13 protein-coding genes are annotated in these 13,976 nt (G+C 38.9%); all 13 read left to right on the top strand.

The genetic code is table 11. The annotated features are described in order from the left end of the window. The first annotated feature begins 310 nt into the window (after positions 1–310). Positions 311–1,412, top strand: a protein-coding gene (gene prfB, locus QNH20_RS22840; RefSeq protein WP_283920225.1) for a peptide chain release factor 2 whose coding sequence is annotated in 2 segments (ribosomal slippage) — positions 311–382 and positions 384–1,412 — 1,101 coding nt in all. Because the reading frame shifts where the segments join, the coding sequence is not laid out codon by codon here. A 210-nt stretch (positions 1,413–1,622) separates the two neighbouring features. Further along, positions 1,623–2,489, top strand: coding sequence for a YitT family protein (locus QNH20_RS22835; RefSeq protein WP_283920224.1), 867 nt, complete (start codon positions 1,623–1,625; stop codon positions 2,487–2,489). A 52-nt stretch (positions 2,490–2,541) separates the two neighbouring features. Continuing rightward, entirely contained in the window at positions 2,542–2,874 is a 333-nt protein-coding gene (gene cccB / locus QNH20_RS22830) for a cytochrome c551 (protein ID WP_283920223.1), read from the top strand. 258 nt (positions 2,875–3,132) lie between these two features. Then, positions 3,133–3,819, top strand: coding sequence for a cell division ATP-binding protein FtsE (gene ftsE, locus QNH20_RS22825; RefSeq protein WP_283920222.1), 687 nt, complete (start codon positions 3,133–3,135; stop codon positions 3,817–3,819). Further along, positions 3,809–4,702, top strand: coding sequence for a permease-like cell division protein FtsX (ftsX, locus tag QNH20_RS22820; RefSeq protein ID WP_283920221.1), 894 nt, complete (start codon positions 3,809–3,811; stop codon positions 4,700–4,702). The genes ftsE and ftsX overlap by 11 nt, the downstream gene beginning before the upstream one ends. Positions 4,703–4,874: 172 nt before the next feature. Beyond that, positions 4,875–6,128, top strand: a complete 1,254-nt coding sequence (locus QNH20_RS22815; protein ID WP_283920220.1) for a murein hydrolase activator EnvC family protein — start codon at positions 4,875–4,877, stop codon at positions 6,126–6,128. A 158-nt stretch (positions 6,129–6,286) separates the two neighbouring features. Continuing rightward, positions 6,287–7,741 carry a S41 family peptidase gene (locus tag QNH20_RS22810; protein ID WP_283920219.1) on the top strand — a complete coding sequence of 485 codons (1,455 nt, stop codon included), beginning with the start codon at positions 6,287–6,289 and terminating at the stop codon, positions 7,739–7,741. Positions 7,742–8,116: 375 nt separating this feature from the next. Further along, positions 8,117–9,310, top strand: coding sequence for a PDZ domain-containing protein (locus tag QNH20_RS22805; RefSeq protein ID WP_283920218.1), 1,194 nt, complete (start codon positions 8,117–8,119; stop codon positions 9,308–9,310). Positions 9,311–9,793: 483 nt separating this feature from the next. Next, complete coding sequence (locus QNH20_RS22800) at positions 9,794–10,141, top strand: ArsR/SmtB family transcription factor (RefSeq protein WP_283920217.1); 348 nt, start codon at positions 9,794–9,796, stop codon at positions 10,139–10,141. A 26-nt stretch (positions 10,142–10,167) separates the two neighbouring features. Continuing rightward, positions 10,168–11,223, top strand: coding sequence for an ACR3 family arsenite efflux transporter (gene arsB, locus QNH20_RS22795; protein ID WP_283920216.1), 1,056 nt, complete (start codon positions 10,168–10,170; stop codon positions 11,221–11,223). A gap of 26 nt (positions 11,224–11,249) precedes the next feature. Next, positions 11,250–11,672, top strand: a complete 423-nt coding sequence (arsC, locus tag QNH20_RS22790; protein WP_283920215.1) for an arsenate reductase (thioredoxin) — start codon at positions 11,250–11,252, stop codon at positions 11,670–11,672. A gap of 459 nt (positions 11,673–12,131) precedes the next feature. Continuing rightward, a complete protein-coding gene (gene pssA / locus QNH20_RS22785; protein WP_283920214.1) occupies positions 12,132–12,623 on the top strand; it encodes a CDP-diacylglycerol--serine O-phosphatidyltransferase in 492 nt (163 codons plus the stop codon). A 777-nt stretch (positions 12,624–13,400) separates the two neighbouring features. Continuing rightward, the gene (locus QNH20_RS22780) at positions 13,401–13,802 is read left to right on the top strand and encodes a PCYCGC motif-containing (lipo)protein (RefSeq protein WP_283920213.1); all 402 of its coding nucleotides are present in this window, start codon (positions 13,401–13,403) and stop codon (positions 13,800–13,802) included. Positions 13,803–13,976: the final 174 nt, after the last annotated feature.

The raw sequence follows: 13,976 nt of genomic DNA, 5'->3' as shown, positions 1-13,976 counted from the left end.
CCTTTAAAAGGTCTATCTCTTTAATCCCGTTTCTATTTGCACTTTACAAAAAGATATGTATTCATTATGTATTAACAGCTGTCCTAAGAGGTTTATTATCTTTAATAGTACCATTTTTGACAGAGTGAAATATATAAATACTAAGGAATTTTGTTGGATTCTTGCGTAAGATACAAGTTTTTTTAAAACTATTTGAATTTCCTAGTTTTTCGTCAAACTTTGAATTTTATCCTGTAATCACGCTATAATGGAAAAGGAACTGAACAAAACGAACCGGATGTCATTTAATTTTTTTATAGAGGTGAAGGAAATGGAATTAGCGGAAATTCGAAATGAACTTGAAAAAACAGCTAAGAAACTAGCGGACTTTAGGGGGTCTCTTTGACCTTGAAAATAAGGAAGCTAGAATCGCTGAACTAGATGATACCATGCTCCAGCCTGATTTTTGGAATGATCAAGAAAAGGCACAATTGGTCATCAGTGAGGCAAATGGTTTAAAAGACCAGGTAAATGAGTTCACTGATTTGAATGACTCATATGAAAACCTGGAACTAACCTATGAGCTTGTGAAAGAAGAAAATGATATGGAATTAAGAGCAGAGCTGGAGGAAGAGCTTCAGCAGCTATCCGGCCGCTTAAATCAATTTGAGCTGCAGCTTCTCTTGAGTGAGGAGTATGATAAAAATAATGCGATTTTGGAGCTTCACCCGGGTGCTGGCGGTACGGAATCACAGGACTGGGGATCGATGCTGCTCCGAATGTATACACGCTGGGCTGAGAAAAAAGGCTTTAAAGTGGAGACGCTTGATTATCTTCCTGGCGATGAAGCCGGCATTAAAAGTGTAACGCTTGCCATCAAAGGACATAATGCCTACGGATACTTGAAGGCCGAAAAGGGTGTTCACCGTCTTGTGCGGATTTCGCCGTTTGATGCCTCCGGACGTCGTCACACGTCATTTGTATCCTGTGAAGTCATGCCGGAGTTTAATGAAGAAATTCAAGTAGATATCCGAACAGAGGATTTAAAAATAGATACGTACCGTGCCACTGGTGCTGGTGGACAGCATATCAATACCACGGATTCTGCCGTCCGGATTACGCACCTGCCAACAGGTGTTGTTGTCACCTGTCAATCGGAACGTTCACAAATTAAAAACCGTGAGTCAGCCATGAAAATGTTGAAAGCGAAGCTATATCAACGGGAAATTGAGCGTCAGGAGCAGGAGCTTTTGGAAATCCGCGGCGAACAGAAGGAAATTGGCTGGGGCAGTCAAATCCGTTCTTACGTTTTCCATCCATATTCGATGGTAAAGGATCACCGCACAAATACTGAAAGCGGGAATGTTCAAGCAGTAATGGATGGGGATTTAGACCAGTTTATTAATGCTTACTTGCGTTCAAGAATATCGTAATAAAATCAACAGCCTTTGTCGAAATGGAGTCGGCAAAGGCTTTTCTTATGGCCGCCTCATGAAAACCATATTTAAAGGAAATGCTATTAAAAATTTTAGTCCTTTACTACGTCAACTTATTGTCATTTACACCATATTTTCTCCATGCTATACTCACATTCGGTTGATAGAAATTTTTATTGTACAAGGAATTTTAGAGGAGATAGCTATATGAATATATTGAGCAATCTGACACAAACCTATCCTAAGACGAGAGTAGCCATTGATTATATTTTTGTTCTGATTGGGTCTGCTATTATTGCACTTGCGTTTAATGTGTTTTTGCTGCCTAACCAGGTAGCTTCGGGTGGAGTAAGCGGGATTAGTACCATTCTAAAAACACTGTTTGGGTGGGAGCCGGCATATGTCCAATGGGCATTTAATATTCCATTATTTATTGCCGGTGTTGTTTTATTAGGGAAACAATTTGGTGCAAAAACTCTGGCAGGAACCATTTTTTTACCGTTTGTTGTCTTTTTGACAAAACACTTGGAGCCATGGACACATGACGCATTGCTCGGTGCTTTGTTCGGCGGAATTGGCGTGGGACTAGGACTTGGAATTGTGTTTCGGGGAAAGGCATCTACCGGAGGTACTGACCTTGCCGCTCAAATTATCAATAAATATACAGGATTTACACTAGGCAGATGTGTTGTTATGATTGACGGATTAATCGTCCTTACTGCCGCCATCGTTTTTGATATTGAAAAGGGATTATATGCGTTAATTGCCCTTTATGTAACAAGTAAAATGATTGACCTCATTCAAGTTGGTTTTGGAAGATCAAAAATGACGATGATCATTACGAATAAACAAGAAGAAGTCCGCGAAGGAATTTTGAATAAAATTGACCGTGGTGTGACAAAACTATCAGCATACGGTGGTTTTACTGATAATGAACGGCCTGTACTGATGTGTGTGGTTGATCAAACGGAGTTCACGAAATTGAAACAATTGGTGAAAACGCTTGATCCATCTGCATTTGTTGTCGTTATGGACGCGGCAGAAGTCCTAGGTGAGGGTTTTAAACGCTCATAGTCATTGGTATAATAACACAGTGATGGTATTTATTTCTGAAGGGGGATTAGCTATGAAGAAAAAGTTACTAACATTGCTGCTTGGAACTTCCCTAGTAATGGGTCTCGCTGCTTGTGGAGGCGACAAAGATAACACAAAAGATAAAGGTAACGGTGGAACTGAAACGGCTTCTGCTGGGCAAAAGATTTATGATCAAAAATGCTCTGGCTGCCATGGCGGCGATCTAAAGGGTGGTATGGGTCCAGATTTATCAAAAGTTGGCTCAACACTATCTAAAGATGAAATTTTAGATACAATTAAGAATGGTAAAGGTCAAATGCCTCAAAATGTAGTTCAAGGGGACGACGCTGAAAAAGTGGCTGATTGGCTTTCAAACAAAAAGTAATAACTTCAAAAACGTTCTGCAAGAAATTTGCAGAACGTTTTTTTATTTTTCGAAAGATGGAGAAAATTGTCGAATATTGTATTGTTTGAAAAGAAACTGTAATATTATTACTGCACTTTTTAGCAATTTATAATGTTATAATAAACATATGCAAAAATATGCACATATTGTTTGTTATTTTGGTTCATTTTGCAAATAAACGAAGATTATTGTCGAATAGTACTATTCTAAATAACTCTAAAACTATAGGTGATATTAATGATAGAATTGCAAGAGGTATATAAAAAGTATCCAAATGGCGTCACCGCCATTAATGGTATAGACGTCCGGATTAATCAGGGAGAATTTGTTTATGTCGTTGGCCCAAGTGGTGCAGGGAAATCAACATTTATAAAAATGATGTACCGTGAAGAGGTACCATCTTCAGGGACCATCACGATGAATGGCGTTAACCTCGCCAAATTAAAAATGAAAAAGGTTCCGCTCTACAGAAGGAATCTGGGTGTGGTTTTCCAAGACTTCAAACTGTTGCCGTCATTAACAGTTTATGAAAATGTCGCATTTGCCCTTGAGGTCATAGAAGCGCAGCCAAAGTTCATAAGAAAACGGGTTATGGAAGTACTCGATCTTGTTGGCCTAAAGCATAAAATAAAAATGCTTCCAACTGAGCTTTCAGGCGGTGAGCAACAGCGTGTTTCGATTGCCCGATCGATCGTCAACTCTCCGAAGGTTGTGATTGCGGACGAACCTACAGGAAACCTTGACCCTGAAACTTCATGGGAAATCATGAACATTTTTGAACAAATTAATGCAAGAGGAACAACGATTGTTATGGCAACCCATAACAGAGAGATTGTTAATACATTGAAACATCGCGTCATTGCCATTGAAGGCGGAAAAATTGTTCGTGATGAGCAAAGAGGTGAATACGGTTATGAAAATTAAAACGATTGGCCGTCACGCCCGTGAAAGCTTAAAGAGCATTACCAGAAATGGCTGGATGACCTTTGCATCTGTTGGTGCTGTTACTGTAACCTTAATATTAGTCGGTGTCTTTTTCGTTATTATGATGAATCTTAATAGAGTAACACAATCCGTAGAAGAGGATGTACAAATACGCGTTCACATCGACGTTGCTGCGAGCAAAGAAGAACAGCAATCATTAAAAAGTGAGATAGAGAAAATTCCTGAAGTAAAAAGTGTAAAATATTCACCTAAAGAGAAGGAACTAGATAACTTAGTGAAAAGTCTTGGTGAGGATGGAAAGGCCTTTAAACTTTTTGAACAGGATAATCCGCTTAACGATGTATTTATCGTAAAAACGAAAAACCCGACAGACACAATGAAAGTCGCAGAAAAGGTTGAAAAATACAATTACGTTGCAAAAGTAAAATACGGGCAGGGCAAGGTTGAAAAATTATTTAAGTTTATTGAAGCGAGCCGCAATGTTGGAGTCGTCCTCATTATTGGTTTGTTCTTTACGGCGGTTTTCTTAATTTCTAATACGATTAAGATTACGATATTTGCTAGACGGCGAGAAATTAAGATTATGAGATTAGTAGGGGCGACAAATTCCTTTATTCGTTGGCCGTTCTTTTTAGAAGGGTTATGGCTCGGAATTCTTGGATCCATTTTACCAATCATCCTGATTTCAATTGCCTACTATCGGGCTTATGATTATCTTGGCCCTAGGCTTGATGGGACTTTTATCAAGGTGCTGCCAGTTGAACCTTTTATCTATCAAACTTCCGGTATTTTGATTTTAATGGGAGCCTTTATAGGTGTTTGGGGCAGCATGATGTCCGTAAGGAAGTTCTTAAAGGTTTAACTTTCTCTATATATAGCCGAAACGGGCGCTTGTGTTTTTCTTATCAGGAAGGACTGCTTTCATGTCCTTCCTTGATTTTAGTAAAGAAGATTCTTATTATAAAAACATTTAATAATACATAGATTAAGAGAGTTTTACCTATACATAGAGAGATGGAGGAGAATTATCGAAAATGAAGAAGTCAGCTATCACGCTTGCCGTTGCTGTTACGGTCGGTTTGGGGACAATTTTTGTAGGAACTCCTGCAAAAATAGAGGCGGAATCTATCTCCAAATTGAAAGGTGAACAAAATAAAATTCAAGAGAAGCGATCCGATGTAAAATCAGATATTAATTCAGCAAATGATAAAATTAGTGAGCTCCAAGGCCAACAGGCTGAAGTGAAGAGCGACATGGAACGTATTGATTTTGCGATTGGTGATACAACAACGAAAATGAATGAAAAAACAGCCAAAATAGAAGAAACAAAAGCCGAGATTGCAAAACTCCAGGAAGAGACGAAAATCATTAAGGAGCGAATTGAAAAACGAAATGAGCTCTTGAAGGATCGGGCACGCAGCTATCAGGAAACAGGCGGTGTGGTCAATTATTTGGATGTATTAATGGGCTCAACAAGCTTCAGCGATTTCATTGACCGTGCGAATGCGGTCGCAACGATTATGAAGGCGGATCAGGATATATTAAAACAGCATGAGTCCGATAAAAAGGAGCTTGAGTCGAAACAAAATCAGGTTGAAAAAGACCTTTCAGACTTGAAAAATATGTTGGCGGATTTAGAAAAAATGAATCAGCAATTGAGTGCGCAGAAAGCAGAAAAAGATAAATTATTAACAGATCTTAAGGGACAAGAGCAGGAAGCACACGATTATGCAATGGATTTACAAGAGCAAGAGCAGATTCTTGCTGCTCAAGAGGCAGCAATACAAAAAAGCATTAAATCGGAGCAAGAACGCCAGGCAAAAGAGGCTGCTGCACAACAAGCTAAAAATAATGCATCAAGCGGTGGAGGCAGTAGTTCTTCAACACAATCGAATTCAGGCGGCTTCATAAGACCAGCTGCTGGAATCGTCACCTCCGGATATGGTTCACGGGACGGTGCCTTCCACTATGGTGTTGATATTGCCAAGGCAGGGAATGTACCGATTTGGGCAGCTGCTGCTGGACAAGTATATGTCTCCCATTACTCGGAAAGTTATGGAAATGTAGTGTACATTTTACACAACGTAAATGGTCAAACGTATACAACTGTTTACGCACATATGAATAGAAGAGACGTGAATGTCGGCGACACTGTTACACAAGGTCAGCAAATAGGAATCATGGGTAACACAGGTGATTCTCATGGCCAGCACTTACACTTTGAACTTTATATAGGTAAATGGGCTTATCATTCAGCGATAAACCCAATTCCCACTGTTCCAATTTAATATTGAAAAAAAGGAGGAGGCTAAGCTTCTTCCTTTTTTTTGCCTGTCTTTCACTCATAACTCGTCCACTCCTCACATATAAGTTAATAAACGGGCAGGAATTCGGTGCCTTTTTATTAAATTTATATGACAGGTATTTAACTTGAGGAGGATACTGAATGAATCGTAAATGGATTGCCCTGTTGATGACGGGTTCGCTTCTAACAGGTGCTGGGGGCACGTATGCTGGAATGAAATTTCTTGATAAAACGGAAGCAGCTCCCAAACCTGAAGAGAGGGCAGCCCCTAAAGAACACGCTATTAATTCAGAGGCAGATACAGAGGATCTTGACAAAGTAGAGCAGGCGTATGACCTTATTTTAAGCCGCTATGTTGAGAAAGTTGATCAGGAGAAGCTGGTTGAAGGCGCGATTCAAGGCATGCTTTCTGTTTTAAAGGATCCTTATTCCGTTTATATGGACAAGGAAACGGCCCAGCAATTCACGCAAACATTGGAATCGTCATTTGAAGGAATTGGTGCCGAAGTCGGTATGGTCGATGGAAAAATTGTCATCGTCTCGCCTTTTAAAAATTCTCCTGCTGAAAAAGCAGGAATCAAGCCGAATGATCAAATATTAAAGGTGGACGGAAAGAGTGTCGAGGGTTTAGACCTTAACAAAGCAACGCTTAAAATTCGCGGAAAAAAAGGGACGACAGTAAATTTAGAGATTGCTAGGAAGGGTTTAAAAGAACCCCTGTCCATAGATGTCAAGCGTGATGAAATTCCGCTTGAGACTGTTCACGGATCTATAAAGAAGCAGGACGGCAAAAAGATTGGCTATATTGAAATTACCTCCTTCTCGCAAGATACGGCTATAGATTTTAAAAAAGAATTAAAAGCGCAGGAAAATGACGATATTAAAGGCCTGATCATTGATGTGCGCGGCAACCCTGGCGGACTTTTAGAGAGTGTCGGGGATATATTAAAAGAATTTGTTCCGAAGGATAAGCCATATGTTCAGACAGAAGAACGCAACGGGGGAAAACGGCGTTTCTTCTCCACGATCTCCGAGAAAAAGGATTATCCCGTGCTTGTCCTTGTCAATAAAGGCAGTGCTTCCGCATCGGAAATCTTAGCAGGATCGTTGAAAGAGGCAGCAGGCTATCAGATCGTTGGCGAAACAACCTTTGGAAAAGGAACTGTTCAGCAAGCAATGCCGATGGGGGACGGCAGTAATATAAAGTTGACATTAGCAAAATGGCTGACCCCCGATGGAAATTGGATTCACAAAAAAGGAATCAAACCAGATGTCTCCATCCAACAGCCGGCAATATTTTCTACCCATCCAATTCAAGTCGAGAAGCCGCTAGTTGAGGACATGAACAATGAACAGGTAAAGAATGCTCAAGAAATATTAAACGCCTTAGGATTTGCCCCTGGACGGACAGACGGATACTTTAACTCAAAAACGAAATTAGCTGTTAAAGGCTTCCAGGAGAAAAATGACTTGGAGCCAACAGGAAAAATTGATAACAAAACCGCTGCTAAGCTCGAAGGAGCCGTTGTAAAAGAAATGAAGAAAGAGAAGAACGATTTGCAGCTGCAAATGGCCTTAAAGTTAATTACCAAGTAACCAAATAGCAGAGGCTCCGGCCTCTGTTTTTATTTTTGGTCGACTAAGTATTGCGGTAAATTGGATCCTTTGGCGGAATTATTGTCTAGTTTGGCGGAATTATCGGGAATTTCTGCGGAAATAGTAGTTATGTTGGCGGAAATCAGACGGAATTTCTCGGAATTCCAGCAAAGGTTGGCGGAATCCGTGTTTGCGCTATGCAGAAAACTATATCAAAACTCGGAATGGCTCACGAAATACTAGAATGTTAGGACATTTTTTGCTTTTTTCTAGAAACTAGTAATATGTTTTATCAGTGTAATTTGGTAAAATAATCTGTAAGAGACTTTTTACAAAGTATATATAAGAAATTTTAATAGAGGCAGGTGGCAGGATATGGTGCAAATATGGCTTGTAGAGCTTCTTAAAGGGACAGGCAAATTATTTCTTAATCCTGTTTTATACTATCTCGTTTTCCTTGCAGGAATTATAGGTGTTATGAGGGTAAAACGTGAACGGAAAAATTTTCATATTCGGGCGCATGATGCTTTTTTCGAGCTCAGGCAGTTGTTTCCACAAGGACTCCTTATTGGGCTTATACTTTCTATTATTGTAGTGGCAGCAGGAATTACAGTACCATTCGCGGTTATCCTTCTTATTGCTGGATTTACGTTATTGTGGTCACTGACGACAAATATTCGCCTGATGTCACCTGCATACACAGTTGGGGCTGCATTCTTTACCCTTATCTTAATTGCAGAAAATAATTGGTCGATTCCGCTTTTTTCAGAGGCGTTTAATTCAATTAGTGATAAGGTTTATCCTTCCGTTGTCGTTATTCTTGGCCTATTGCTCATCGCAGAAGGTATACTTATTTTTAAAAATGGCAGTAGGGGAACTTCGCCTAAGATTACAAGAAGCAAACGTGGTCAAAGCGTTGGTGCTCATGAAGTAAAGCGCCTATGGATGGTGCCGCTATTTTTACTGGTCCCAGGGGACGTGCTTCAGTCTTCTTTCGATTGGTGGCCTGTCTTTCATTTAGGTGCCAAAGAGTATTCCCTCATAGTGGTTCCATTTGCAATTGGCTTTCATCAGCAAATCAAAGGGATGCTTCCTGCAGAAGCGATCAAGCTTCACGGCCGAAGGGTGATTGTTCTTGGAGTGTTTATTACCCTCATTTCATTGGCTGGTTATTGGTATCCGCTCACTTCGATTGTTGTTGCTGCTTTGGCTATTATCGGCAGAGAAACATTAGCATTAATGGCCAATTTGAAGGACGACAGTCTACCACCTTATTTTTCGAAAAAAAATCAAGGGGTAATGATTATAGGAATTATTCCCGATTCACCTTCAAGCAAAATGGGACTGCAAGTGGGTGAGATTATCACAAAAGCTAATGGTGTATTGGTTCGCGATGAAAATACATTCTATGAAGCACTGCAAAAAAACCGTGCCCACTGTAAGCTGGAGGTTTTTGATACCAAGGGAGAGATTCGTTTCGTTCAACGCGCCCTCTACGAAGGCGACCACCACGAACTTGGCATCCTATTTGTCCAAGATGAACGCAAGTATGATGAGAAAATTGGATAATGTAATTTTTCAAAATCATCCAGAATATATACGAAAAAGAAATTAAAGAAACCAAAGAGTAAATCATTAATTTCGTACAATTAGGTCAGCCAGTATTTCTGGTTGACCATTTTTTATATGGCTTGATATAACGGTAGCCGAGGCAGAACGTGAGAACCCGTGGGGGGAGACCCCGTCAACTAAACAGTTCGCCCCCTAATTATAGAAACATGATTGAAGATGGGTGGGACTATGATCTCGTATAACAAGCGAAGCTATAATACAGTAAGAATTGTTAGGGGTACCGGCTTTTTTCTTGTCGAAATTTGCTTAGCGTAAGTTTTCTGCGTTTTGGTGGTAGGAGCCCTAATATAAAATCAACGTTTGTAGCTTACTTTTAATCAAACTTTATTATTAAGCACAACAATCAATAACTTGAATAATATATATAAGTAATTTATTATATAAGCAGATGCTTATATTTTGTTAATAGGAGGTATAAAGATGTTAAAATCAACGGTTGAAATAGAAAAAGCTGCTAATGTTTTAAAATTATTAGGCGATAAAACACGTTTGACCATAATAGGTATTTTAAAACAACGAGAGTGTTGTGTTTGTGAATTCCTAGAAGTATTTGATATGAGTCAGCCGTCAATCAGCCAGCATCTGCGTAAATTAAAGGATGCAGGGATGGTTAAGGAAGAACGAAGAGGTCAGTGGATTTACTATTCTCTGAATCAACAAAGCGAGCTGTATGGACTATTACAGGATATTTTGGAGCATGTACCAGACCAGACAGATAAAATCAAAATGATTGAAAAAAGCAATCCTACTCTTCGTTGTGGATGTTAGCTTGAATTTAAACAGGGAGTGAGAAAATGAGTAATACAGAAAAGAAAAGTCTATCATTCCTGGATCGATACCTTACGATTTGGATTTTTCTTGCTATGGCAATAGGAATTGGATTAGGGTTTGTCTCTCCGGGATTTGTAGACAGTATGAACAGTTTGCAGGTAGGAACTACATCGATTCCACTTGCTATTGGCTTAATTTTAATGATGTATCCACCATTAGCAAAAGTTCGATATGAGGAAATTGGGCGCGTTTTTAAAGATGTAAAAGTCTTGGTATTATCCCTTGTACAAAACTGGATCATTGGACCAATTCTTATGTTTTTATTAGCAATTATCTTTCTTCCTGATAAACCGGAGTATATGGTTGGTCTTATTTTGATTGGCTTAGCTCGTTGTATTGCAATGGTCATTGTTTGGAATGATCTTGCTAAAGGAGATACGGAATATGCAGCTGGTTTAGTGGCATTCAATTCTATTTTCCAAATGTTATTCTTCTCCGTTTATGCTTATGTGTTTGTAACCATAATCCCAAAATGGATAGGAATCCAAGGGGCAGTTGTAAATATAACGATGATAGAAGTGGCTAAATCAGTTTTCATCTACCTTGGAATACCTTTTATAGCTGGAATGATGACACGGGTCACGTTGGTAAAAGCTAAAGGCAGACAATGGTATGAAAAAGTGTTTATTCCTAAGATAAGCCCAATTACATTGATTGCTTTACTATTTACAATTATCATCATGTTCTCTTTAAAAGGAGACGTAATTGTCAGCTTGCCATTAGATGTAGTTCGTGTAGCTATTCCATTATTAATTTACTTTGTATTAATGTTCTTTGTTTCTTTCTTCCTTGGAATAAAAATTAAAGCGAACTACCCTGTTACCACTACGCTTGCATTTACAGCAGGAAGTAACAACTTTGAGTTAGCGATAGCTGTAGCTGTTGGTGTATTCGGTATCCATTCTGGTGCAGCCTTTGCAGCCGTTATTGGCCCACTTGTTGAAGTACCTGTCATGATTGCGTTGGTCAATGTGGCATTATGGTTTAAAAGAAAATATTTTAAAGAAGATGCTGCTTAAAACAAATAATAAAGGTGGAATTCAACATGGAAAACAAAAAAAGAATTTACTTCTTATGTACTGGAAACTCTTGCCGTAGCCAAATGGCTGAAGGATGGGGAAAGAAATACTTAGGTGATAAATGGGAAGTACGTAGTGCTGGTATTGAAACACACGGGTTGAACCCAAATGCTGTAAAAGCAATGAAAGAAGCTGGCATTGATATTTCAAGCCAAACTTCCGATCTTATCGATCCAGTATATTTAGACAGCGCTGATTTAGTCGTTACTTTATGTGTGGATGCTGCTGACAAATGTCCAGTTACACCACTAAGTGTAAAACGAGTACATTGGGGATTTGATGATCCAGCAAAAGCTCAAGGAACAGACGAAGAAAAATGGGCTTTCTTTCAACGTGTGCGTGATGAGATTGGAGATCGTATTAAGCGTTTTGCTGAAACTGGTGAGTAACAAAGAATTTAATAGCCAAGAGTAAAAATGCTCTTGGCATTATATTTGGTTTTTACATAAGTACATCGAACCGTATACGGATAATCTTATTTTAGACTATAGCCAAGAAGCGAATGGGATCGTTTTATTAGGTAATGAAAGCGACTGTTGTTAAAACGAAAATGCTATGAAAAAAGGGTTCAGATCACAGTGTCAGACCCTTTTTTCGTGTATTTATGGAATTACATTCTTCCTAAATTCTTTAAGAACAGCAAGTGTCAGTGTTTTTGGTATTAGTTGTTGTATTGTTACTGCAGATGCTCGATTAAAAATACCTGCTGTTGCTCAATACTTTTTAATTTTGCAGTAGAGAAAACAAATTTTTTTCATTCTATATCTTGTCTTTTTAAGAATAACGGAAGAAAATATTGAAAATGCTACTTAAATGGGAAGGATTGATCAACGTCAGGGGGGGCTACCTTGTACAGTCAGATAGCAAAAGCTATACCCAATTTATTTACGATTGGAAATTTATTGTGCGGTGTTCTTTCAATTACCTTTAATATGAGTGGCTTTTTGGAAGTAGCCTCCATTTTAATTTTTTTTTCGGCTGTTTTAGATCTTTTTGATGGAAGGATCGCGAGAAAATTAAAAGTAAATAGTGAATTTGGTGTAGAATTGGATTCCTTAGCTGATATTGTTAGTTTCGGTGTTGCTCCTGCGCTTTTATTTCATTCGATTGCAGCACCCTCCATTTTAACTTCTATAGCATTTATCCTTTTCCCAACAATGGGGGCATTAAGATTAGCTAGATTTAGTGTTAAACCAACCATTGGGTATTTTAAAGGATTACCTATTCCAGCTGCAGGATTACCATTGGCTGGTATGGGATTATTTTCATATAGCAATGCATGGATTACCTTAATCCTTGCTCTCTTAATGGTAAGTCCAATTAAGGTAAAAAAACTTTAATTTTTATGATCCATTGTAAAAAAGCAAGTAACCTTTTCAAATGAAGAGATCCATTTTTAGGTGCAAGACAGTTAAATGACATAAAAAAAGGCGTATAAAGCTGCTTTCATTTTTAGCACGCCATTTTTAATATTCATATGGACTAAATAACAATCAAATTAAGGTTCTTCTTATTTCAATTAAAGTACCCTATCTTACAATAAGAAAAAAACGCCAATAATGGCAGTAGATCATTATGTGGATTTGCCCGTTGGTAGTCCGAATGCGAGGCTCAAACGGACAGGATAAGCAGAAAATTGCCTTACCTTGTCCGAATGCAAGGCCTATTCGGACAGGATAAGCAGGAAATTGCCTTGTCTTGTCCGAATGCAAGGTCTATTCGGACAGGATAAGCAGGAAATTGCCTTGTCTTGTCCGAATGCGAGGCTTATTCGGACAGGACAAGAGGAATATTGCCTTTGATAGTCTGAATGCGCGACCTATTCGGACAGGACAAGCAGGAAATTGCCTTGTCTTGTCCGAATGCGAGGCTTATTCGGACAGGATCAGCAGAAAGTTGCCCCGTCTTGTCCGAATGAGAGGCCCATTCAGACAGGACATGAGAGTAAAGCCCAAAACCAGACTACTATTAGGTTATTTCTGTCATTAATCTTTAACAATTACCACCGTTTTGAACTTCCTTTCCTTGTTAATATAAAGATAATCAAAATATTATCAAGATTTGGGGTGTTTAAACTGAAGAAATTTACAGGCTTTGTCATAACAGGTGCCCTTATTATGGGTATCCTTACAGGCTGCGGTTCTAAAGAAGAACTAACTTTAGATCCTAAACATAAAGAACTGCCTGATTATATACTGAATGCATCTGAAAAGGTTCAGGAAACCTATGTCATGGCTGCTCAATATCCTGAAGCATTGGCATCTGTTCCTTGTTATTGCGGCTGTTATGCAGAAGATGGACATAAAAGCAATCTAGATTGCTTTGTTGATAGTCTGGGTTCTGACATGCAAGTTACTGAATGGGATTCAATGGGAATATCTTGAGACATATGTGTCGACATCGCCCGTGAGGCGACTGAAATGTATCAAGATGGAAAAGAGTTAAAAGAAATTAATAGGTTAATCACAAATAAGTATGAATCATACGGAGAGCCAACACCAACTCCTGTACCAAAATAAAGGCAAAGAGAGCGACAATTCTTGCTAGGCATTAAGTAGACCATGAATACTTTTTCTCCCTTATATTTTTGTTTATGCAAATCAAAAATGGACTGATGGTGAGTGTAAGATTCACATCTGTTTCATGTATGATCAGGTATAGCTATATTACGGGGAAAAGTAATCATGGGTCTA

It is taken from the genome of Neobacillus sp. WH10, assembly GCF_030123405.1.
Taxonomy (GTDB): Bacteria; Bacillota; Bacilli; order Bacillales; family Cytobacillaceae; genus Neobacillus.
Note: the sequence above shows the minus strand (reverse complement) of the source record. Positions and strands in the feature narration are given on the sequence as shown.

What these genes read in the sequence shown, in the direction of transcription:
- QNH20_RS22815 (WP_283920220.1), top strand. Translation starts at nt 4,875, where the DNA reads ATGAAGAAGTCAGCTATCACGCTTGCCGTTGCTGTTACGGTCGGTTTG.
- arsC (WP_283920215.1), top strand. Translation starts at nt 11,250, where the DNA reads ATGGAAAACAAAAAAAGAATTTACTTCTTATGTACTGGAAACTCTTGC.
- arsB (WP_283920216.1), top strand. Translation starts at nt 10,168, where the DNA reads ATGAGTAATACAGAAAAGAAAAGTCTATCATTCCTGGATCGATACCTT.
- cccB (WP_283920223.1), top strand. Translation starts at nt 2,542, where the DNA reads ATGAAGAAAAAGTTACTAACATTGCTGCTTGGAACTTCCCTAGTAATG.
- QNH20_RS22810 (WP_283920219.1), top strand. Translation starts at nt 6,287, where the DNA reads ATGAATCGTAAATGGATTGCCCTGTTGATGACGGGTTCGCTTCTAACA.
- QNH20_RS22835 (WP_283920224.1), top strand. Translation starts at nt 1,623, where the DNA reads ATGAATATATTGAGCAATCTGACACAAACCTATCCTAAGACGAGAGTA.
- QNH20_RS22805 (WP_283920218.1), top strand. Translation starts at nt 8,117, where the DNA reads ATGGTGCAAATATGGCTTGTAGAGCTTCTTAAAGGGACAGGCAAATTA.
- QNH20_RS22800 (WP_283920217.1), top strand. Translation starts at nt 9,794, where the DNA reads ATGTTAAAATCAACGGTTGAAATAGAAAAAGCTGCTAATGTTTTAAAA.
- ftsE (WP_283920222.1), top strand. Translation starts at nt 3,133, where the DNA reads ATGATAGAATTGCAAGAGGTATATAAAAAGTATCCAAATGGCGTCACC.
- ftsX (WP_283920221.1), top strand. Translation starts at nt 3,809, where the DNA reads ATGAAAATTAAAACGATTGGCCGTCACGCCCGTGAAAGCTTAAAGAGC.